The following is a 19,636-nucleotide window of genomic DNA, read 5'->3' as shown; positions in this document are numbered from 1 at the left end:
TTTGTATTAAAACAGACAGTCCTTAGACTGCCTGCAATACACTGCTTATCGTTGCGGAAAACTCAGATTGAACTGCACATTTCCCTCGCCGGGATCAACCATTTCCACAGTTGCTTCATACTGTCTCCCTGTTTTTCTGGATACCAGATCCTTATAATGGATTTTTCCTTTAGACAGGAACTTCTTTGCTGTCGTCTTATCCATCTTTTTCCCCTGGCTTGCAAGGAATTTATCATTCTTCCACAAGGTAAAAGCACAATTCCGGTCAGAACAGTAAAAGTTTACTTTTCCTTCTCGGACATCAGCTCCACAACGGGGACATTTGCCAATGACTTCTCCTTTTGCTTTTCCCTGAAACTGATTTTTCTTCTCTTCTGAAATCCCCTGATATCTGGCAACCAGTTCCTGCATCAGCTCTGTAATCCCATTTAGGAATTCATCTGCTGTCTCTGTATTCTGGGCAATGTGATTCAATGCCATTTCCCACTCTGCTGTCATCTTCGGAGATTTAATCTCATCCGGCAGAACCGTAATCAGTACATTGCCATCATCTGTCGGTACCAGATTTTTCTTTTCTCTTTTCACAAAGCCAGACTGAATCAGTTTTTCAATGATTGCTGCCCTTGTTGCCGGAGTACCAAGTCCTTTCTTCTCTGTATCTTCGGTCAGTTCTTCATTTCCTGCACGTTCCATAGCAGAAAGCAGGGTATCTTCTGAAAGCTTTTGTCAAGGGGGTGCGTGGATATTTTTCATATTATTTACGCAGATTCTCTCTCTGCTTCTGCCTGAATAATGCGTTTCAATCTGTCCTCAGCAGTCAAACCGCTACTATGATCAAAAAACACTTTGACTTTATAATTTGTTTTGCCTTGCTTAATCACAAAAACTCCATCCGGTTTGTTTTTCTCCGAATGGTTATTTTGGGTGGGTAGTGTACTGTTCACAATATTTGTCATACGATATTCCTCCTAATTAAATGAAAAAAGCCCGACAAGGAAAGGTCTGACAACGAAGTTCCGACAACGGACATCAAAAAACCTTTTTTCTTTATCGGGCGATACTATCTTTTTACTATTTCCTTTTTCTTTATAATATTGGTTGTCATGGTTGTCAGAGAGGGAAAAGTGCCGCAATATCAAGGCTTTCGGGATTTTTGCCCGACAACCAGACCGACAACCGGCTCGACAACCGAAGCGACAACGGGCTTTTATTTTTGCTTCAACCATTCTTCTGGAAGTCCTAACTGTTCCATTTCCTCTGTCGGGATTTCTTGAAAACCATCCATGCTGTTGTCAGGCTCGTTGTCGTTCCTAATACGCTCCCAGCCTTTTTGTCGGCGGTAAGGCTCTGGAAAATACCTCGGATTGCTGAACGCCATCCAGCCTGTGACAGCGTTATTCATAATGTCATTGATCTCTCGCAGTTCCCATTGTTTCGGTTCGTCATAATCATGCCCCAGTGCTTCCTTATAAAGCTGTTTGGAACAGACCATGCTGCCGGAATAGCGTTCCAGATAGTCTAAAATCTGTCCTGCCTTTGTGTCCTCCGGCATAAAATCCTTTTGGTGGGCTTTCAGATAATCGTTCATAGCCGGACTGAATCTCAGACGGAAATTGCCGCTTCTGTAAATCTCCATAGCTTCTGCCCACATCTGATTGATATACTCTCTGGAAGCCTGTTCATCCGCCAAAATATGAACCTCAGCCCTTTCAGGATAGACCATAACCGGAACGAAGCGGCGGTTGCCTGTTCGGTCAAGGGGAAGAAAGTCAAGGGTATTAGAAGAACCTCCAAACACACATTGTCGTTTTCTGTCTGCCGGATGTGTTTCATACGGTATCTTATAGGTTTCCTTTTGGCGGCTCAGAAAGGACTTGATTTCTTCAATGCTCTTAGCGTTAGCGGTTGCAATCATTTCCGACATTTCAATAATCCAATGCCCCTGCATTTTGCGGTACACATTTTCATCATCCAGCTTTTTCAAGTCATCAGAGAACCAGTCATCATTGACCGCAAGCAAACGGAAGAAAGAGGACTTTCCAGCTCCCTGACCGCCCACAAGACAGAGCATAACCTCAAATTTGCACCCCGGCTTAAAGGCTCGTGAGATAGCACCCAACAGAAACAACTTCAATGCTTCATAGGTGTAATCATCTGTATCAGAACCGAGAAAGCGGTGCAGACAGAAGCGTATGCGTTCTGTTCCGTCCCATTGCAGGGCATTAAGAAAATCACAGACAGGGTGGTAACGGTTTTCGTTGGCAATAACCGCAACTGCGTCTATGATTTTCTTCTCTACGGTCAATCCATAGTTTTCTTCAAAATATAGGAGCAGATATTTCACATCCACATCCGTCAATGTCGGGCTGTCACGATACCAACCGAGGGGCTTCACAATGTCGATTCTTTCGGTCAGAAGATTTTTTCGGATAGCCCCTTTCAAAAGTGGATCATATTGCAGAACACGCTTATAATTTGCGGCAGTATTATAAACCTTACCTTTCTCGCTCTGCTCTAAGCTGTTTCGGATTTCTTCTACTGTGCATGGTTCTGTCTGCTGACAGTTCTGCAATTCGCTGTTCAAGTTTTAACACCTCCTTTCTCTGTTCTGCCACAAGTGCTTTTCGTTCCTCCAATGAACCATACAGAAGAATATCAAGCAGATATTCGATATAGTTCTTCTTATGCAGTGCTTCTGCAAACAGGGGATTCCATTCCTCATCCGGCTGTTTAGGAGCGTATTTCTTTTCCCATTCTCTAAGAAGATGAAAATAATCCGTCAGCACCTTGTAGCAATGATTTTCTCCTTTTTGATACTTCTGTTCCGGTGTCGGCTCACGAATACGAGGGCGGACACTGGGCTTTTGTCGGCTGTCATAGTTAAGACCAAAATCTTCAGCAAGTTTGACAGCAGCTTCCCTCAGCCCGATACCGAATAGCTTCGCTGTGAGATCAACAGCGTCTCCGGTTGCTCCGCAGCCAAAACAGTAATAGCGTTCATCCAGCTTCATACTGGGGGACTTATCTGAGTGAAACGGACAGCACGCCATACCTGTGCGACCCACTTTCAAGCCATAGGCTTCTGCGGCTTGTCGGGCAGTAACATTTTCTTTTACAACTTCAAATACATTCATGTGACTCCTTTCCTGAAACGAAAAAAGCACCTGTCATTTTCAAAACGAAAACAGCAAGTGCCTTAGAGTTCCATATTTAATTTTAGGTGCAAAAAAGCAGGAGACCTTTTCAGATTTCCTGCTTAGCAAAGCTGTGAAGATTTAATTGTGGTTGGGTTGCCAGTTATACAAACTGGAAATTTTCTTTTTAGAATGAATTATTTAATTTCTACAATAGCACCATATTTCGTATGCGGAAGATATTGTACCTTTAAATAAGTATTTTTATCAATATACCTTGAAAATACTGTGATTTCGATTTCATCATCTTTAACTTTATCATATAGAAAAATACTTCTTCTTTCAGAAGATATATCTGCACCACCATGAGATTGTTCAGTTACATATCCTTCTGCATAACTATACTGTTTGTTTATGATGTAAGGCATATCTAAAACAAAATCTTTCAAATATAAGATTAAAAGAATAGCTACTATAACAAGAATGGTATTAGCCAATCGAAGAAATATTATATCATTTTTTCCAGTATATTCTTTTTTTATCGCTTCTTTATCAAAAAATATCGAATAGATAAGTTTTCTTTTTTTAATTAGATAGATAATGCAAGCAATTAACGCTATAACAAATAATGAAACTCTTATAAACAATCTAAATATAGCAAAATCCATAATATCATCCCCTTAAACTTCAAGTTTGTTGCTTACATTATACTTCATCAACCTAAAGAATGGAAGATTTTTTCTTGCCTCCCAAAGCAAAAGCACCTGTCATTTTCAAAACGAAGACAGCAAGTGTCTTAGAGTTCCACATTCTATTTTGAGTGCAAAAAAGCAGGAGAACTTTTCAGATTTCCTGCTTAGTAAAGCTGTGAAGATTTAATTGTAGTCAGTTTTTCTTATACCATCCGAAATTTATACTTTAATGTTCTCTCATAACAAAAATCAATTTTGTCCTCCAACAAAAATACCGTTTGGGGGATTATCCCATATAAAATTATCCTCAGCCACTTCGCTCTCCAATGCAATTTCAATTTTATATATCCCCACATTTTGAGCATTTTCATCATCCTCACTATACATATAAAAATTCATACAATACCGTTCCTTCTCTGTCAATATGAGATACATACCATCCAATTCCGTTTTCCTTTTACCATAGTTGCTTTCACTTGATGATGCACAATCGCCCTCAAAACTTTGGATACTGCCCTCAATATAATCGAAAAAATCAGAGATTTCAGTGTCTAAATTCTCAATGTTCTTTTTGCTTTCTTCGGAAAATAGAGATTTGAGTTTCTCTGAATCCTGTTGCTTACATGCCTCGATAATTTGTTGACACATCTTATCCGTTTCATTTTGTTCAGAGCTAAACCAGTCATTGAAATATTTGTTAGAGCAGCCTGTTAAACCGAGTATAATAATCACACTGGAAAGCAACAATACTTTTTTCATATAATTACATCCTTTACTGAATAATTGCAAAATCACTTATTGGATTAAGGTCATTACAAAAAATTTCTTACTATCATTATACTTCATCAACCTAAAGAATGGAAGATATTTTCTTACTCCCTAAAGCAAAAGCACCTGTCATTTTCAAAGTGAAAACAGCAAGTGCTTTAGAGTTCCATATCCTGTTTTTTGCTTTTTGCCTGATCCGTCCGGCTGACTTCACGCTCTGCAATTTCTTTCTTTTTGCGGCTCAACTGCTCTATAATAGAATTTTTGGCTTTCTTCTTGATTTGCTCCGTTCCGGCTTTTTTGACCTCCGGTTTCATCAGCGTGGTTTGGATTTTCTGAATGGTTGATTTCATAGCGTTTGTGATTCTGGCAATCACGCCATCCAATCGTTTCACTGCATACTCAACTTCTTTCTTTGAAGCCTTACGCTCAGGGGAGAGAACCCACGCTTTAGACTGCTCCACCAGCTTAATATCCTCCTTGTGCGTTTCCAGTTTTACAGTATCAGCAACGACCTCAACCGCCTTGTCATAGGCAATATCGGCAACCTCGTCCACCAGAGCTTCCACATCTTCAATCTTCATCGTGAGTTCTTCCAACTTTTGCTCCTGTGCTGCCAGTTGCTCCTTTTGCTTGAAAAGAATATAGTCCTGTTTTTCCAGATAAGCACGACCACCATATTCCGGTTCTTCTTCCAGTTGTAAGCCATGCTTTTTCGCCACATCAAACAACAGCACTCGGCAGGCTGAATCGAAAGTCATCTTGCGGTTATTTTTTCTTCCGACAGGCTTCTCCGGTTCTGGCAGTTCAAACCCCAGTGCTTCCAAAGCCTTTTCCTGTTGTGGGGCAATCTCCCCATATTGATTTTCACAGTCGAACACATGACGCTCGTGAATATGAGGGGTGCTTTCATCCAAGTGCAGTGCCCAATTCAGGATATGGACATGAGAGCCGAAACGCTCATTTACGATTTCCATAAATTCTGTGACGATCTCAATGAGCAGTTCTGGTGGAACATGATTATCAAGCGTTCCAATCTGATAGACCGTTTCCTCTGGGCAGGTCTTTTTGCTTTTGAGCAAATCTCCGGTTTCCTTATTTCTTTCAGGGTGTCGGTTCTTCACATTTCTTTCGTTCTGTCCGGTCACAAAATCACGATACCGCTGACGATAAAAAAGCTGTTCCACATCTTCAAAAGTGGCAGACAGCTCATTTTCCTTTTCGGGATTTTTGAAATTGCGGAAGCCATTGTAACAGTCCCAATAGAGATTTTGTTTGGCTCGTTCTTCGTCAATGTGTTCGCTGTTGGCAATGTCAAAACTGCGGTCATTGTGCTTCGGATTATAAACGCCATTCTTTCCGGCTCGTCCATTGTGCCTTGTTAATTTCACATGAGTTCCTCCTTCTTTTTGATTTCCCCGACAGGGGAGAAGGGCAGCGAAGCTGATTCCTTGCGGCTTTCTGCGTCAAGTAATACCCAGTACTAAGTGGCGAAACGCCACTTAACTGGGCAAGGCTGCCGCCCTTGACCTGCACAGGGGTATTGCATTCCCTGTACCCATGCACAAAGGGTTGCACCCTCTGTACTCCCGCCCGAACAAACTGACTTCGCCCCGTCTCAAGCTCTGTCAGTTCCTTCGGTTTTACAAAACAGTCCACCGGACTATTTTGCAAAAAGAAAAACCGACGCATGATTGCTTTACGCTCAATACATCGGTTTCTTCATCTGACCTTGACGGTCATATTCAGTTGTCTAACATCGTACTGTTATAAAATCTATGTCATTTACGATTTTTCTTATGCTGATTTGCCCAGTAAGATTTTACAGGGATTCTTCTTCTTTTTATGTCCTCCATAAATTCTTCTTTGTCAATATTACTATCAATGGTAAATAATTTTTCTCCATTTACATATACACGCATAGAACCTTTCTTTCTCTCGCAATAGGTAATATCTTCAAAGTGAAAAGTTCTCTTTCTGCCAAAAGTTGAACGCCATGTGATTTCATCTCCGTTCACTTCCAGTTTCCACATAATCATATTCAATGAGCCGATTAAAGAAACAATAAAGAAAATGCTAAAAACGAGTGGTGGAAACAAATCATCTTGTTGAATAGCACTGGCTACCGTAGCTCCCCCAAAAAGAAACACCGCCAATACAAAAAACATAGTAAGTACTTTTTCGGTTTTTATTATATAATGCGTCCTTATTATTCCCTTTTTCTGTTCTTCCTCTCGTTCTTTAGCTCTCTTTTGTTGAAGATTTACAATATATGTCAAAAGAAGAAGTACAACTAAATAGGGACCTATTTGTGTAATTATATTCAAACACATTCGTAAAAAACCATTCATTTTTTGCCCTCCATAGTTCCAGATATGTAAAAATGATTGTTTAAATTCGAGTATTTAAAACCTCACTTTTTCATATCTCATTATACTTCATCAACTTAAAGAATGGAAGAAAAAATTTTGTATACAGAGTTCCTGTTCAAGCCTTGTAACGCACATTTCTGCAAAATCCATAGTCCCCGATACTTTCCTTGCAGACGATAGGCAACGGTCAAAACATCAGGTCTGCACCTGACATTTTAACCGCATATCAGCCCTGATTATCACATTATCCCTGCTGACTGTTCAGCCCATGCTTTTTCGCATATTCGCTGGCTTTCTGTCTGCGTTCCTCACTGTAAGGCGGCAGGAAACGGATAGACAAACGGGATTTTGCCAGCTCATAAGAAATACCGCCTTGAACATTGGATTTTTCCAGTCTGCAAAGGTCAGGGTACTTCTTAGCAAAAGCAGCCAACCTCTTTTTCAATCCGGCGTTGTGGGTGTAGATATTTGCCTTGTCCTCGCCCTCATTAAAGAGAACGATTGTTTCTTTCTCAATCTTCGTAAGTCTCGCCATAGCAGCCCTCCCTATGGTTTTTCAACACACGCAGCTTGCAGTAAAAGCAGCGATACCACCTTTCAACACCCTCAGCACTCAGCTTGACGGAAAGCATATAAAACAGCTTCTTCGTCGCCGGATCGGGTGCAAGGGCAGCCACCATACGCAAACGCTCGACAGTTGCTTTCAGGTTCGGACAGCCAAAGGCATAAATGGCTTTCATTTCATTCCGGTTCATCTTCATTGTGTTTTCCTCCTTAAAGTTTGATAAATGAAAATCGACAGACACTTCATAAGAAAATACCTGTCGCTTCGTTTACGATATAGATTTGTTGGTTTTGGACTTGATAAAATCAGCAGTAAATCATTTCCTGTCTGATGATTTCTTCGGCTCGGTTACGGATAGAGTTCATGGACTGTACCCACAACATCTGATTGTCTGCTTTCATGGTTTCGGTCACACCCTCGGCTTGTTTCATCTGCTCAATGACAAGGCTGCACCTTTCCGCTACCTGTTCGTTCAGGTCAGCAAGGTAAGTATGCAGTTTGCCGGATAAACAGAGGGCAGAGAACCTTGCAGGGCGGTACTGCTCCAAATATGTCCTGTGCAGTCTGCCCCACATACCGATAGGGCGGTGTTCCTCCGGCAGCTTCAAGTCCGGCACATAGTAATCGCCCACAAGAACATAGTCCAGACCGTTGCTTTCATCATGGATTCGTGGTTTCAATTCTGTCATGCTATTTTTTCTCCTCTCACTTTTTGCCGATTTGATTTGGTTACGGCGTTCTGTTCAGCACACACATTGCTATCAGAACTTTTTTCTTCTGCTATACGCTCATGCTCCGCAAATTCTTTTGATTTCTCACGAATTTTTTTCATATACTTACGATTGGATTCTCGTTTTCTGCGAAGTCGATCTGCTTCTTTTTCAGCAGCAATCCTTTCTTCCTCTGTTGGTTCATGCTGCTCCACAGGTACTTGAAATTGCCCGACATAGTTAAGATATATCTCCACCTCTGTGGTGCGGTCTGCACCTTTTCCCTGTGGCTCGTGAACCAGTATTTTGTCTATAAATTCATTTATCATGGCAGGAGTAAGCTCTGTAATGTTCTCATACTTTTTAACCAGCTTTAGAAAACGCTCCACATTATTTTGACCGCCTATAATCCGTTGCATATCAGCGGTGTCAGTTTCAATAATCTTGTTTAGCTCGTTCTGCTCATTTTCATAATCAGTAAGCATACTCTGAAAAAGCCTGTCCGGTAATCTTCCAATCACATTATCCTCATAGATTTTCCTGATAAGCATATCCAATTCGTGAAGTCGCTTCTGATTTCTTTCAATGCGTTTTTTTACAGTTTCAGAAACAGCAATATCTTTCATCGCCGATTCTTCTTGCAAAGAATAGACAAACTCCTGCTCATTCAAAGAAACATAGTGGCAAGTTTCCTGTATGGTTTTTAGAATGATGCTTTTAAGTGCTTTTGTTGAAATATGGTGGCAAGTACAATGCCGGTCATATTTCTGACGCCCCAGATTATATGTGGAACATTCATAACAATCTGCCGGATTGGAATAACTTGTCCTTTTTTCTCCTTTAGCAGTATAATATATTCTTTCTCGCCCTTTTCGTTCCCTGTGATTATACATCGGCGCACCACAGTCAGCACAGTAAATCTTTCCGGTCAGAACATTAGGTTCGCCCATAGGATCTGCTTTTCTTACATTCTGTCTTAACTTTTGAGCAAGCAGCCATGTTTCTTCATCGACAATAGGCTCTTGTGTATCATCAAAAACCACCCAATCTTCCTTATTTGTCCTTTTCACTTTTTTGTCCTTATAGGAATTTTTGAATGTCCTGAAGTTGACAGTCTTTCCGATATACTCTGGTCGGGCAATCAGAGTAGTAACCTGATTGCCTCGCCACATATACGGATTTTCTTTGTCATAGTTGCTTGCATGATTTCCAAGTCCCTTTTTTCCAAGATAATAAGAGGGTCTTTCAATTTTTTCTTCTGAAAGTTCTCTTGCTATCTGATAAGGTCCTTTTCCCTCAATAGTCATACGATAAATTCTGCGGACTACTTCAGCAGCTTCTTCATCAATAATCCAATGGTCGTGGTTTTCGGGGTCTTTCAAATAGCCGTATGGTGGGATATTACTTGTATGCGCATTGCCGGAAGAACCTCTGGATTTCAGTACAGCTTTAATTTTCTTACTTGTGTCCCTGACAAACCACTCATTCATGATATTCAGAAAAGGGGCAAACTCACTGGTTTCTTGACGGTCACTGTCAATACCATTATTGATTGCTATAAATCGAACTTCCTTTTCTCTAAACAGAATATCAGTGAAAAAACCTACTTGCAGATGATCTCTGCCGATTCTGGACATATCCTTGCAGATACAGACAGTGATTTCTCCGTTTTTAACACCTTCAACAAGTCTGTTCCATGAAGGTCTGTCAAAAGTCGCTCCACTCCAACCATCATCGGTAAAATGAACAAGATTCGTAAAGCCATGTTTTATAGCATAATCTTCAAGCATTCGCTTTTGATGAACTATACTGTTACTCTCTCCAGCATTATCGTCATCACGAGACAGTCTTTCATACAAAGCAGTAATGCCATTGCTTTTATCTTTTTTTCTTCTCATGCTGAACTCCTTTCTTCAATTCCTATCCACTCCTTACGCTCACAAAATATCACATCTGTGTACTGTTTCGGTGGCTGTGTAAAATGCTCCGATACAAAAGAATCACAAGGACCGTAATGCTTGCCAGCCCAGATATCCAGCTCCGGCTCTTCTTTCTCAATCTTTACGCCAAAGAACTGTTTCAATTTATTTTCGATTGCCTTGAATCCTTCCTGCTTTGTTTTCTTTGCCGTGAGATAAAACGTATGATAATTACAGGTAATCTGGCATTTATGGCTTTCATAAATATAAGGATCTGCGGTTGCTGTCAGTACCCTGGCACTGATCAGATACAAAATCTTGCAGTTTCGTTCTTTCAGTTTACCTATATCTGCCTTTGCTACTTCCATGGTCGGGATAATTGCATGGTGATCAGATACTTTCTTTGAATTTAATACCTTACTCACGTCCGGCTGATATTCCAGCCCTTCGGCATAGGGCATTTTCCCAAGCAACATCTGAATCAGAGTTTCTGTGCTTTCTCCCATCTCATCTGTCAGATACTGGCTGTCTGTTCTCGGATAAGTAACAAGCTTCTGCTCATACATCTCCTGCACGGCATCCAGCGTCTGCTGTGCGGTATAACCAAACATTCGGTTGGCTTCCCTCTGTAAGGTTGTCAGATCATAGAGCTTCGGTGGACGAACTGTTTTCTCCTTCACATCGTCCTTCTCTACTTCACACATACGCTCCGCACAATCCGCAGCCACTTTATCTGCATCCTCTTTTTTCTGAAAATGCTCCGTGACTGCATCCATATCATCAAACTTGATATGAGCCATATAATATTTTTCTTTGGTAAATTCCTTGATCTTCTGATTTCGATCCACGATCATGGCAAGTGTTGGTGTCTGTACTCTTCCAACTTTCAGATTCTGGTTATACAGAACAGAAAAAAGACGGCTCGCATTGATTCCCACCAGCCAGTCTGCCTTTGCCCTGCAAAGTGCTGACTGGTAGAGACTGTCATAACACGAACCGTCTTTTAATGACGCAAATCCATCTTTAATTGCCTGTTCTTCCATAGATGAGATCCAGAGCCGCTTCATCGGCTTTCTGCATCCTGCCTGCTCATACACCAAACGAAAGATTAACTCACCTTCACGTCCTGCATCAGTAGCACAGATCACCTCATCTACTTTGGAATCTCTCATCAGTTTCTTTAAGATTCCGAACTGCTTCTTTGTGCCCTCCAAAATCTTGTGTTTCCAACATTCCGGCACAATCGGCAGATCCTCATATCTCCATTTTTTATATTTTTCATCGTATTCCGATGCATCGCATAATCCCACCAGATGTCCTACGCACCAGGAAACGATATAACCGTTTCCCTCCACGTAGCCATCTTTTCTTGTTCTGGCTCCAAGCACGGAAGCCAGTGCCATCGCAACCGATGGCTTTTCTGCAATCACTAATGCTTTCATTCTATTTCTTCCTCGCTTTTCATTTCTATATCTGACTGTATTTCATTTCCCCAGACATCCCACCCCGGTGTTGCCTGTCGTGCAAACAATTCTATTCTTGGTACATCACCAATAAGCTCAACAATTCTATCCCTTGCCTCATCTGGTTTCTTGCTGTGTTTTTCAATATGAGATAATATAATCTGACGCACATAGGCTGACTTGCGTCGAATCGTTCCTCTAGTAGCAAGCAAACATATTTCAGCATTACTTCTTGTCCAGTGACCTAACCCCAGAAACAAAGTATCTGCTTTTTTATTCTGCTTTACCCACACAAACGCTACTGTCTTATACTGAAATCCCCATGCTTGAATCACGCTTAACCCTTCTCTCAGCTGCGGAAAAGTGACCCAGAGAAATAAAGCACAATTTTTATCCGCTAAGTTCCCTACTGGAAGATTGCAAATTTCCTGTAAACTCATGGTCGGGTAATGATCTGAAGCAATTCCCTGACCCGCTTTCCTTTTATACTGCCAAGGTGGATCGGCGTATATAATCTGATATTTCTTATTCTGCACTCAATCATCGCCCTTCCTCCTCTTCTTCATCTTCCAGCACATTATCGTCAAAATCTTCATCTCTCAGGATTTCCGGTTCTGTACTTTCTTCCTGCTCATCTGCATCATCTACTTCCCGTTTTTCTGACTCTGAATCTTCGGATTCATCTTCATCCTCTTCCATCTCATCCTCGTCATCATATTCATGTTTTGGTTTATAGACTTTGAAGTAATATCCTCCTGCCGCAGCTCCGACTGCAACCAGTGCAATCAAAAGATACATTCCAAATGGACTTTTATCTTCAGGCATCTGAATATCATCCTCTACCTTATCTTTCTCGGCTGACTCTGTCGTTTCCGGTTTTTCTTCCTCTGCTTTTTTCTCTGGTTCTGCATAAACCGTATCCACTTCCGGAAGTGTCACCGAATCAGAAAGTGTGAAATTCATCAGATCTTTTTCACTGACTTCTGTAAGAAAATACACATTATCCTGAGATTTTGAATTATCAATGATCAGATAGAAAATCTTACCACTCTTAGTTGAAATGGTATAAAACTCTTTTGTGCCTTCCGTAGCTGTTTTGGTAACAGAATCTGCTGTCTCGCCTTCTTTATTAAGCTGTTCCTCAATACCTGTTACTGTCCGATCATCCACGGTTCCTTTTGCATCTGTCGGCTCAGAAGCCTGTGCATCCTGTGGAAGTGGTGAAGTCGTTGTTTTCTCAGTCCCAGTTGCATCTGCACTGGTCGTAGTTGCCATTGCACCATTACTGTCACTGGAAGTTTTCTGTTTCTCTGCCTGCTTCTTTGCCCATTCATAATAAGGATTCTGCAGTACATACTTTTCCGAAGTATTTCCGGCACCGTCTGTTACCGTAATCTCAATCTGTTTTGTAGTAAAATCTTTCTGTGTCAATTGCACTCTCAGCATTCCATCCTTCAAGTCTGTATAAGTGGTGCCATTGACTGTTACTGCAGTAATCCCGGATACTGTATCATTCCCCTGAATCGTCAGCACACCATCTGTCAGGGAAGCAGAGAGTGTCGGCTTTTCCGTGTCATAACACTTAATAGAGCGATTCTGCTCATAGACCTTCCCCTCACCATCTGTCACACGCACGTACACTGTCTGGTTTCCAGTAATCGTGATACTTCCGCTTCCAGTTACATCCTGCCAGCTTCCATCTTTTCCTGCTTTTGCTTCAATTTTTGCTATCGAGAAACCTTCCGGCATATGGCTGGCATCTACCGTAACAGCAATGATTGTTTCTCCCTGTTTCCAGCCATCCGGTTTCTCAATCGTGATTGCAGGTGTGGTATTCTCAGCTGCATAAGCAGTCTGTGTCTGGAGCAAAGGTGTTGTCAGGCAAAGAAATGTCGTTGCTGCAAGCAATCCTTTTTTCACGCTATTTTTAGATTTCTTCTGTTTCATCTTCTCTAAATTCATCATCAGACCTTGTTTCCTCCTTCTGTATTTCTACCCTGCCGGGCAGTTCATTTTTCATTCTCTTTTTGAAAGCTTCCAGCTCTGGAATGCTCATATCCATCGCACGGATAATTTTTACAATTTCCAGATTTTCCGCTTCTGTTTTTGCAATCTCCGCAGCCTTGAATCGCTTTAAGTCTGCTTCATATCTGGCTTTGGATGCTTCCATTTTTTCCTTGGCTTTCTCATAATCTGCCGTTGCTTTTTCAAGACTTTTCATCTCTTCTCCTTTCCGGACGGCTGATGCAGCCGCCCTTTTTTCTTACCATCGTCCAAATCCATAGAAATGGCTCTGCCAGTATGGGGAATTGATGGACGTATACTGCACCGGATGTCCACAATGGATCATCTGACCATTGCCTACATAGATTCCGATATGCGTTACCGGCTCCCCTGCGTCGTAAGTTCCAGTAAAGAAAATCAGATCTCCCGGCTGCGCCTCCGACTGGGCTACTGGTGTACAAATGTTGTACAGTCCCTGTGCTGTTAGTCTTCCTGTATTCCTTACACCAGAGTTTGTCAGACAGTAGCTTACAAATCCAGAACAATCGAATCCACTTGGGGAATATCCACCCCATACATATGGTGTTCCAAGATATCTTGCTGCTTCATTTAACAAACGCTGTGCTGCTTCACTGGTATATTCATTGCCGCCAAAGCCTGCTCCTTCTCCAGTTTCCAGATAAAAGATCGGGTTTAACCGCTCTCCATTTTTCAGAAGTTCAATATGAAGATGGCTTCCTGTGGAATTACCAGTATTTCCTACAAGACCTATCTCATCACCTTTCGTGACGGATGCTCCTGCAGATACACTCCGGCTGCTTAAATGTGCATACCGCAGTTCATAACCTTTTCTGTCTTTGATAATGACGTAATTTCCATAGCTGTCGTTATAAGCAGAAGTTGTAACTGTTCCGGTCAGTCCTGCCATCACTTTTGTTCCCTCCGGTGCTCCGATATCCATACCATTATGAAGCTGATTTGCTCCTGATATTGGATGAATCCTGTATCCATAATAGCTGGTCACACTGGAATACCAGTTAAAATCAACCGGTGTCGCAAACATCTGCAAGTTGCCTTTTGTATCGTTGTAGGCACTGAACAGTTCTTTCTGGAAAAATCCCAGCCTGTCCTGACAGATTGACATCAGGTTTCCACTATTTAAGGTGACATTCAGCACATCTACATCCCTTGTCCTAGTCACTTCCACTTCCTGACTTCCGTTATCATCTGCCAGATAGCATTCCCATGTCTGATGTCCATGTGCAGATGCCGCCGCATGATTATCATAGTAGACGTCAAACTGTACCCCGTATCTTGCGAAAGCTCCGGTATCTTCTACCGTATATTCGACACCATTCATTACCACCTTTGTTCCCATTGGAACAAACGGATTGGAAGCATCTACCGCTAAGGTGTGATTGGCTGTTGGATATGCTCCACTGGCAGTTGGTCCTCCGCTCCAAATACCACAGCAGATTGGACAATTACAATATCCGCTTGTTACAACCTGTCCCAAAGATTCTCCAACTCTTACTGTTGCTGTCTCTGTCACAGTCTCATTGACCGCTTCTGTAGTCAGATGATATTGCTCTGCAAACAAAGCATCCAGCTCCGGCTTGACCTGTTCAAACGTAAACTCTTCATACTTTGCTGACAGATAACTGATCAGGATAAAGGGATCATGCTCAATAGGTCCAATGTTATATCGGTATTCCTCATGTCCCGGTTCTTCAGATTCCATGTTGTTGATCCGCTCCTGCAGATTAGCTTCTAGCTGTGTGTAATACAGTTCCGCTTCCCGGATTGCCTGATCCGATGACAGATAACTGGTTCCGGTATAAGTGATCACATTTTGTAAAAACACTGCAGAGCATGACGTGACATTCGTTATGATCAGAAACATCAATCCGATCAGAACTGCTACACTGATATACACCTTCCGGTTTTCTTTAAAGAAGTTGGTGACTTTGCCGCCAATCTTCTTGATATAATCAATTGTACTTTTTGTAGCTGTTCCTACTGTCTGTTCACTTCGCTTCGCTTTGGCATAATCCCGTTTGATCTGTTGCTTCTGAATCTGTTTTTTCAGTTTCTTCTGCTCCTGACGGGTTGCCGCCTGTGTCTGTTTCTCTTCCTGTCTTTCAAGTCTGCTTCTTTTTCTGGATGCCCTCTGTTTCCTGCGTCTGGCACTTCTCTGTTCCAGCCGGTAAACACCTTCGCCGCTTTCTTCTAACTTATGGGCACCTTCTACCGCCGCATTATCGTCTTCATTTTTGCTGATCTCACGGTGCAATGCTACGGAAGTTGCACTTCCTGCTTTCTTGACAACAGAAGCTTTTTCTGTTTTCATAGATTCCCCTTCACCAAACTTCAAACGGGATTTTTTCTTTCCAGGAGATTCTCCTTCATTTGCCTGATAGACCTGTGCTTTCTTGGAATGCTGCTTTGCTTCCTTTTTCTTTCTTGCCTCTTCATAAGAAAACTTTTTGGCTTTTTCTTTCTGTTTCTGATGGCGGAAATTGACTCCATCCGTATCCATCTGGTTCAATTTCTCCATATCTTTGTCATTTTTCACAGAAGCACCAGTTTCCTCATAAGCAAACTTCAAACGTTGTTTTTGTTTTGGCTTTTTGCTGCCACCGGTCTGATTTCTCCGGCTGTCTCCCCTGTTTTCTGATAGATCAGCACGTTTATCTTTCAGTCTCCCTAACTGTCCGACTTCGGATTTTTCTGCAAGTCTGGATTCTTTTCCGACTTCAGCACGGATTCTTTTTCTATTTTGCTGTTTACTACTCTGTCCAAAATCCTCACTTTGCTTCTCTGTCCGTATCAGTTCCGGTGCATCTCTGGATTTTTGCACAGAGGGACGAATATTTTTCCCACTCCGTTCAGACTGGCGGGGAGACTTATCCACAAGGTATTCTTCTTTTTCCCCCTGTTTTCTTCCCATCTGCACATCACTGGCACGGTTACTGACACGAACAGAAGATTTATCTGTCAGGTTTTCTTCCACCAGACCATCCTTGGTCATCTTTTGGACTTTCTTGTCCCTGACTTTCATTCTCTGTTCTGCCACTACTTACTCCTCCTTCTTCGGATACCCTTTCCCTGCCTGTAATAAGCAGAGAAAAGCGATGCCGAAAACAGCACCGCCACTAAAAGTTAATACATATGAAATTGCTCGTAACATTGTTTTCTCCTTTGATTTAACCTGCTTCGGAAGTCTCCTCTAAGCGGGTTGTCATGATTTTATAGAGGGAATTCTTCGGGAATCTGTCTACAAATGGGATAATGACATTTCCATAGAACAAAAGTCCTTCCCCCTCATTACTGTTGGTTACATAGGACAGCTGGGTTGGTGAGATATTCAGCTGTTTTGCCAGAATCTGCCTGTCTCCGGATGCCTGATTGAGCATATAAATAAAATCTGAATTTTCAAATATATTCTCTATCTCCCTGGAAGACAATAAATCCTTGATATTCTGGGTTATTCCAGTTGGAATACCACCCCATTTACGAAATCTCTTCCATATCTCCACACTATAAGCTGCGGTCTGCTCTTCCTTCAAAAGAAGATGGAACTCATCCACATAATATCTGGTGGACTTATGGGCAGAACGGTTCATCGTTACCCTGTTCCAGACCTGATCCTGGATTACAAGCATCCCGATTTTTTTCAGCTGCTTACCAAGTTCCTTGATGTCAAAGCATACAATGCGGTTATTGATATCCACGTTTGTCTGATGATTAAACACATTCAAAGAACCTGTAACATAAATCTCCAATGATGTGGCCAGTCGCTGTGCTTCCGGCTCTTCCTGTTTTCTCAGAAGATTATATAAATCCTCCAGGATTGGCATCTTCTCAGGTACTGGATCGGCAAGGTATTCCTGATATACTAACCGCACACAACGGTCAATAATGGTCTTTTCTACCGGCTCCAATCCATTCTTTCCTCCAACAATCAGTTCACACAAAGACAGAATAAAATCTGCTTTTAATGACAGTGGATTGTCTTCCTCGGAATAATTCAGATTCAGATCCATCGGATTGATATACTGGTCAGATACCGGTGAAACCCGAACCACCTGCCCATGCAGTGCCTGCACAAGTGCCGAATATTCGGCTTCTGGATCACAGACAATGATATCGTCTTCCGTGATCAGGAAACAGTTGGTAATCTCCCTTTTTGCAGAGAACGATTTACCGGAACCCGGTGTACCAAGAATCAGTCCATTCGGGTTCTTCAAACGTTTCCGATCAACCATGATCATGTTGTTGGATAATGCATTCAATCCATAATAAAGAGCTTCCCCTTCCTGAAACAGTTCCTGTGTCGTAAATGGCACGAAGATCGCTGTTGAAGATGTGGTAAGTCCTCTCTGGATTTCAATCCGATTGACTCCCAGTGGAATACAGGACATAAGTGCAGCTTCCTGCTGATAATCCAGCTGTTTTAAAGAACAGTTATATTTCTGTGCGATTCCCTGCACCTGGAAAATATTGTTATCCAACTTCTGACGCTTCTTTGCGGTATTCATTACCAGAACCGTTACAAGGAACATCCTCTCATTTCTGGACTGCAGATCTTCCAACAGGTTCTTCGCCTCTTCTCCATAAGTCACAAGGTCCGATGGAAGCACGTCCATATCATAACCGGAACGTACTGCCCGCTTTTGCTCTTCAATCTTCATCTTATCCAAATCTGAAATCTTGCTCTTGATCATTTTGATTGCTGAACTCTGATCAATGGACTGGATATGAATGTTGACATTGATGCTGTCATCCACATCCAGAAAGTCTGCTAGCATCCGGTCTGTCAGCTCCGGTGCAAGAATCTGCAGGTAACTCACACTTCCCATCGTTCTTCCCATCAAAAATGTCTGATTCTTGGAAAAGTTAAAGGAAGTCGGTGCAATAAAATCTTTGGTCTTTAATCCTGTTTCCGGAAGCATCTTATACTGGAACTTAAATGGTTCGATCCGATCCTGGTTGAACACATGATACAGAATCTCCAGCCTTTCCAGACCATTTAGTGAATGTGCCTGTGCACCCAGAATCTTAAAATTATTTAAGATATCTGTTTCAATTCTTTCAAGCCTCGGTCTTGCCACCTTCAGGCTTTCTGCTTCGATTCCAAAAGTGATATACTTTGTCTTCACCAGACCATTATTTCCTTTGGAAAGCTGATTTTTCAGCATAGTACGGTACTCTTCACGAATGGCATTGAAGTCATCGTTCTGATCCGGAATATCAATACTTTTCTCAAATTCTGCCACATCCACCTGCTGATTGATAAAGGACAGCTGCACACTGATGGAAGAATCAAAGTAATTTAAGAAATCACAGTAATTTTCAAATATCGTGGTCTTATCCTCATTTAAAGCAAGCTGATAGTTGATGTCATAAAACTGAATCGTCTTGGAGAAAAAGGTCTTTGTCACCTGGCAGATACCATCCTGCAGCATCCGAATATACGGAATACTCTGCTGTGCAGTTGTAGGAATATTTTTCTGTTTCCTACGATCCCGTTCCTGCTTCTTTCTACGCTTTTCCTGTTCTCTTTCTTTTCTGCTTTTTTTGTTTCTTCTTTCCTGACGGTTTCTTTTTTCCGCCAGGGACAGACGCTCCTGCTGAGCCTCCTGCTTTGTCTTTTTTGCCATCCGGCACACCCTCCTTTTTCACAAGGGTGGAAATCTCCTGATAAAAATTTTCTGTCTTATATGGTCTTACTGCCGGACAGATAAACTTCTGTCGAATGATATTTGCCACCACTTTTTCAAAGGGAAGACCGTCTTTTTCATACATTGCCATGAAGAAAAACGGAAGCATGATCGTTACCATCAGGATGGCTGCGATACTGGAACCGATTGGTTTTCTCATGACCAGATAAAACGGAATTCCCACAACTGCGGCAAGTGAAAAGAAAATCAGCTGCCGCTTTGTCAGATTTAACGCTACTTTTGTTTTGACCTTGGTAAGGTCTTTTGGTACTGGTACATACGCCAT

The 19,636-nt window shown here is 41.9% G+C and carries 19 protein-coding genes and 1 pseudogene; all 20 read right to left on the bottom strand.

Annotated elements, in window-relative coordinates; genetic code table 11:
- Positions 1-45: 45 nt before the first annotated feature.
- The 20 genes and pseudogenes from H8S07_RS03645 to H8S07_RS03550 all read right to left on the bottom strand — a co-directional run bounded on the left by H8S07_RS03645 (position 46) and on the right by H8S07_RS03550 (position 19,636).
- Entirely contained in the window at positions 46-693 is a 648-nt protein-coding gene (locus H8S07_RS03645) for a DNA topoisomerase (protein WP_242859953.1), read from the bottom strand.
- Between the two features lie 65 nt (positions 694-758).
- Positions 759-956 carry a hypothetical protein gene (locus tag H8S07_RS03640; protein ID WP_003864557.1) on the bottom strand — a complete coding sequence of 66 codons (198 nt, stop codon included), beginning with the start codon at positions 954-956 and terminating at the stop codon, positions 759-761.
- 251 nt (positions 957-1,207) lie between these two features.
- Entirely contained in the window at positions 1,208-2,584 is a 1,377-nt protein-coding gene (locus H8S07_RS03635) for a virulence-associated E family protein (RefSeq protein WP_009255106.1), read from the bottom strand.
- Positions 2,496-3,134, bottom strand: a complete 639-nt coding sequence (locus H8S07_RS03630; protein ID WP_003864559.1) for a CHC2 zinc finger domain-containing protein — start codon at positions 3,132-3,134, stop codon at positions 2,496-2,498. Before H8S07_RS03630 ends, H8S07_RS03635 begins: the two co-directional genes overlap by 89 nt.
- Before the next feature lie 197 nt (positions 3,135-3,331).
- Positions 3,332-3,802, bottom strand: coding sequence for a hypothetical protein (locus H8S07_RS03625; protein ID WP_003864560.1), 471 nt, complete (start codon positions 3,800-3,802; stop codon positions 3,332-3,334).
- Between the two features lie 273 nt (positions 3,803-4,075).
- Positions 4,076-4,585 carry a DUF5104 domain-containing protein gene (locus H8S07_RS03620; protein ID WP_009255107.1) on the bottom strand — a complete coding sequence of 170 codons (510 nt, stop codon included), beginning with the start codon at positions 4,583-4,585 and terminating at the stop codon, positions 4,076-4,078.
- Between the two features lie 167 nt (positions 4,586-4,752).
- Complete coding sequence (locus H8S07_RS03615; protein ID WP_009255108.1) at positions 4,753-5,985, bottom strand: hypothetical protein; 1,233 nt, start codon at positions 5,983-5,985, stop codon at positions 4,753-4,755.
- A 390-nt stretch (positions 5,986-6,375) separates the two neighbouring features.
- Entirely contained in the window at positions 6,376-6,945 is a 570-nt protein-coding gene (locus tag H8S07_RS03610; RefSeq protein ID WP_117578212.1) for a DUF6560 family protein, read from the bottom strand.
- Positions 6,946-7,210: 265 nt separating this feature from the next.
- Entirely contained in the window at positions 7,211-7,501 is a 291-nt protein-coding gene (locus H8S07_RS03605; protein WP_117578210.1) for a molecular chaperone, read from the bottom strand.
- The gene (locus H8S07_RS03600) at positions 7,479-7,727 is read right to left on the bottom strand and encodes a ferredoxin (RefSeq protein ID WP_117468933.1); all 249 of its coding nucleotides are present in this window, start codon (positions 7,725-7,727) and stop codon (positions 7,479-7,481) included. The genes H8S07_RS03605 and H8S07_RS03600 overlap by 23 nt, the downstream gene beginning before the upstream one ends.
- A gap of 109 nt (positions 7,728-7,836) precedes the next feature.
- Entirely contained in the window at positions 7,837-8,220 is a 384-nt protein-coding gene (locus H8S07_RS03595) for a TnpV protein (RefSeq protein WP_117578208.1), read from the bottom strand.
- Entirely contained in the window at positions 8,217-10,139 is a 1,923-nt protein-coding gene (locus H8S07_RS03590) for a recombinase family protein (RefSeq protein WP_117468932.1), read from the bottom strand. Before H8S07_RS03590 ends, H8S07_RS03595 begins: the two co-directional genes overlap by 4 nt.
- A gap of 11 nt (positions 10,140-10,150) precedes the next feature.
- A pseudogene (locus tag H8S07_RS03585) lies at positions 10,151-11,602 on the bottom strand (DNA topoisomerase); the annotation flags it as partial.
- A complete protein-coding gene (locus H8S07_RS03580) occupies positions 11,599-12,159 on the bottom strand; it encodes an MT-A70 family methyltransferase (protein ID WP_055060305.1) in 561 nt (186 codons plus the stop codon). The pseudogene H8S07_RS03585 and the gene H8S07_RS03580, both read right to left, overlap by 4 nt.
- Positions 12,160-12,163: 4 nt before the next feature.
- The gene (locus H8S07_RS03575) at positions 12,164-13,588 is read right to left on the bottom strand and encodes a CD1107 family mobile element protein (RefSeq protein ID WP_330598500.1); all 1,425 of its coding nucleotides are present in this window, start codon (positions 13,586-13,588) and stop codon (positions 12,164-12,166) included.
- A complete protein-coding gene (locus H8S07_RS03570; RefSeq protein ID WP_028086445.1) occupies positions 13,551-13,844 on the bottom strand; it encodes a DUF4315 family protein in 294 nt (97 codons plus the stop codon). Before H8S07_RS03570 ends, H8S07_RS03575 begins: the two co-directional genes overlap by 38 nt.
- A 42-nt stretch (positions 13,845-13,886) precedes the next feature.
- Positions 13,887-16,688 carry a CD1108 family mobile element protein gene (locus H8S07_RS14855; protein ID WP_186855438.1) on the bottom strand — a complete coding sequence of 934 codons (2,802 nt, stop codon included), beginning with the start codon at positions 16,686-16,688 and terminating at the stop codon, positions 13,887-13,889.
- An 18-nt stretch (positions 16,689-16,706) separates the two neighbouring features.
- Entirely contained in the window at positions 16,707-16,817 is a 111-nt protein-coding gene (locus H8S07_RS03560) for a hypothetical protein (RefSeq protein ID WP_008688066.1), read from the bottom strand.
- Positions 16,818-16,833: 16 nt separating this feature from the next.
- Complete coding sequence (locus tag H8S07_RS03555) at positions 16,834-19,290, bottom strand: VirB4-like conjugal transfer ATPase, CD1110 family (RefSeq protein WP_172679325.1); 2,457 nt, start codon at positions 19,288-19,290, stop codon at positions 16,834-16,836.
- Positions 19,172-19,636 carry a PrgI family protein gene (locus H8S07_RS03550; RefSeq protein ID WP_005344185.1) on the bottom strand — a complete coding sequence of 155 codons (465 nt, stop codon included), beginning with the start codon at positions 19,634-19,636 and terminating at the stop codon, positions 19,172-19,174. Before H8S07_RS03550 ends, H8S07_RS03555 begins: the two co-directional genes overlap by 119 nt.

The sequence above is a fragment of the Dorea hominis genome, from assembly GCF_014287705.1.
Taxonomy (GTDB): domain Bacteria; phylum Bacillota; class Clostridia; order Lachnospirales; family Lachnospiraceae; genus Dorea_D; species Dorea_D hominis.
This window is presented reverse-complemented; position numbering and strand designations above follow the sequence as displayed.

Bases quoted from the DNA above. Each gene is read 5' to 3' on its own strand.
- H8S07_RS03610 (WP_117578212.1), bottom strand. From the start codon at position 6,945: ATGAATGGTTTTTTACGAATGTGTTTGAATATAATTACACAAATAGGT.
- H8S07_RS03645 (WP_242859953.1), bottom strand. From the start codon at position 693: ATGGAACGTGCAGGAAATGAAGAACTGACCGAAGATACAGAGAAGAAA.
- H8S07_RS03625 (WP_003864560.1), bottom strand. From the start codon at position 3,802: ATGGATTTTGCTATATTTAGATTGTTTATAAGAGTTTCATTATTTGTT.
- H8S07_RS03575 (WP_330598500.1), bottom strand. From the start codon at position 13,588: ATGATGAATTTAGAGAAGATGAAACAGAAGAAATCTAAAAATAGCGTG.
- H8S07_RS14855 (WP_186855438.1), bottom strand. From the start codon at position 16,688: ATGAAAGTCAGGGACAAGAAAGTCCAAAAGATGACCAAGGATGGTCTG.
- H8S07_RS03560 (WP_008688066.1), bottom strand. From the start codon at position 16,817: ATGTTACGAGCAATTTCATATGTATTAACTTTTAGTGGCGGTGCTGTT.
- H8S07_RS03570 (WP_028086445.1), bottom strand. From the start codon at position 13,844: ATGAAAAGTCTTGAAAAAGCAACGGCAGATTATGAGAAAGCCAAGGAA.
- H8S07_RS03630 (WP_003864559.1), bottom strand. From the start codon at position 3,134: ATGAATGTATTTGAAGTTGTAAAAGAAAATGTTACTGCCCGACAAGCC.
- H8S07_RS03600 (WP_117468933.1), bottom strand. From the start codon at position 7,727: ATGAAGATGAACCGGAATGAAATGAAAGCCATTTATGCCTTTGGCTGT.
- H8S07_RS03590 (WP_117468932.1), bottom strand. From the start codon at position 10,139: ATGAGAAGAAAAAAAGATAAAAGCAATGGCATTACTGCTTTGTATGAA.
- H8S07_RS03605 (WP_117578210.1), bottom strand. From the start codon at position 7,501: ATGGCGAGACTTACGAAGATTGAGAAAGAAACAATCGTTCTCTTTAAT.
- H8S07_RS03550 (WP_005344185.1), bottom strand. From the start codon at position 19,636: ATGGCGTATGTACCAGTACCAAAAGACCTTACCAAGGTCAAAACAAAA.
- H8S07_RS03555 (WP_172679325.1), bottom strand. From the start codon at position 19,290: ATGGCAAAAAAGACAAAGCAGGAGGCTCAGCAGGAGCGTCTGTCCCTG.
- H8S07_RS03640 (WP_003864557.1), bottom strand. From the start codon at position 956: ATGACAAATATTGTGAACAGTACACTACCCACCCAAAATAACCATTCG.
- H8S07_RS03620 (WP_009255107.1), bottom strand. From the start codon at position 4,585: ATGAAAAAAGTATTGTTGCTTTCCAGTGTGATTATTATACTCGGTTTA.
- H8S07_RS03595 (WP_117578208.1), bottom strand. From the start codon at position 8,220: ATGACAGAATTGAAACCACGAATCCATGATGAAAGCAACGGTCTGGAC.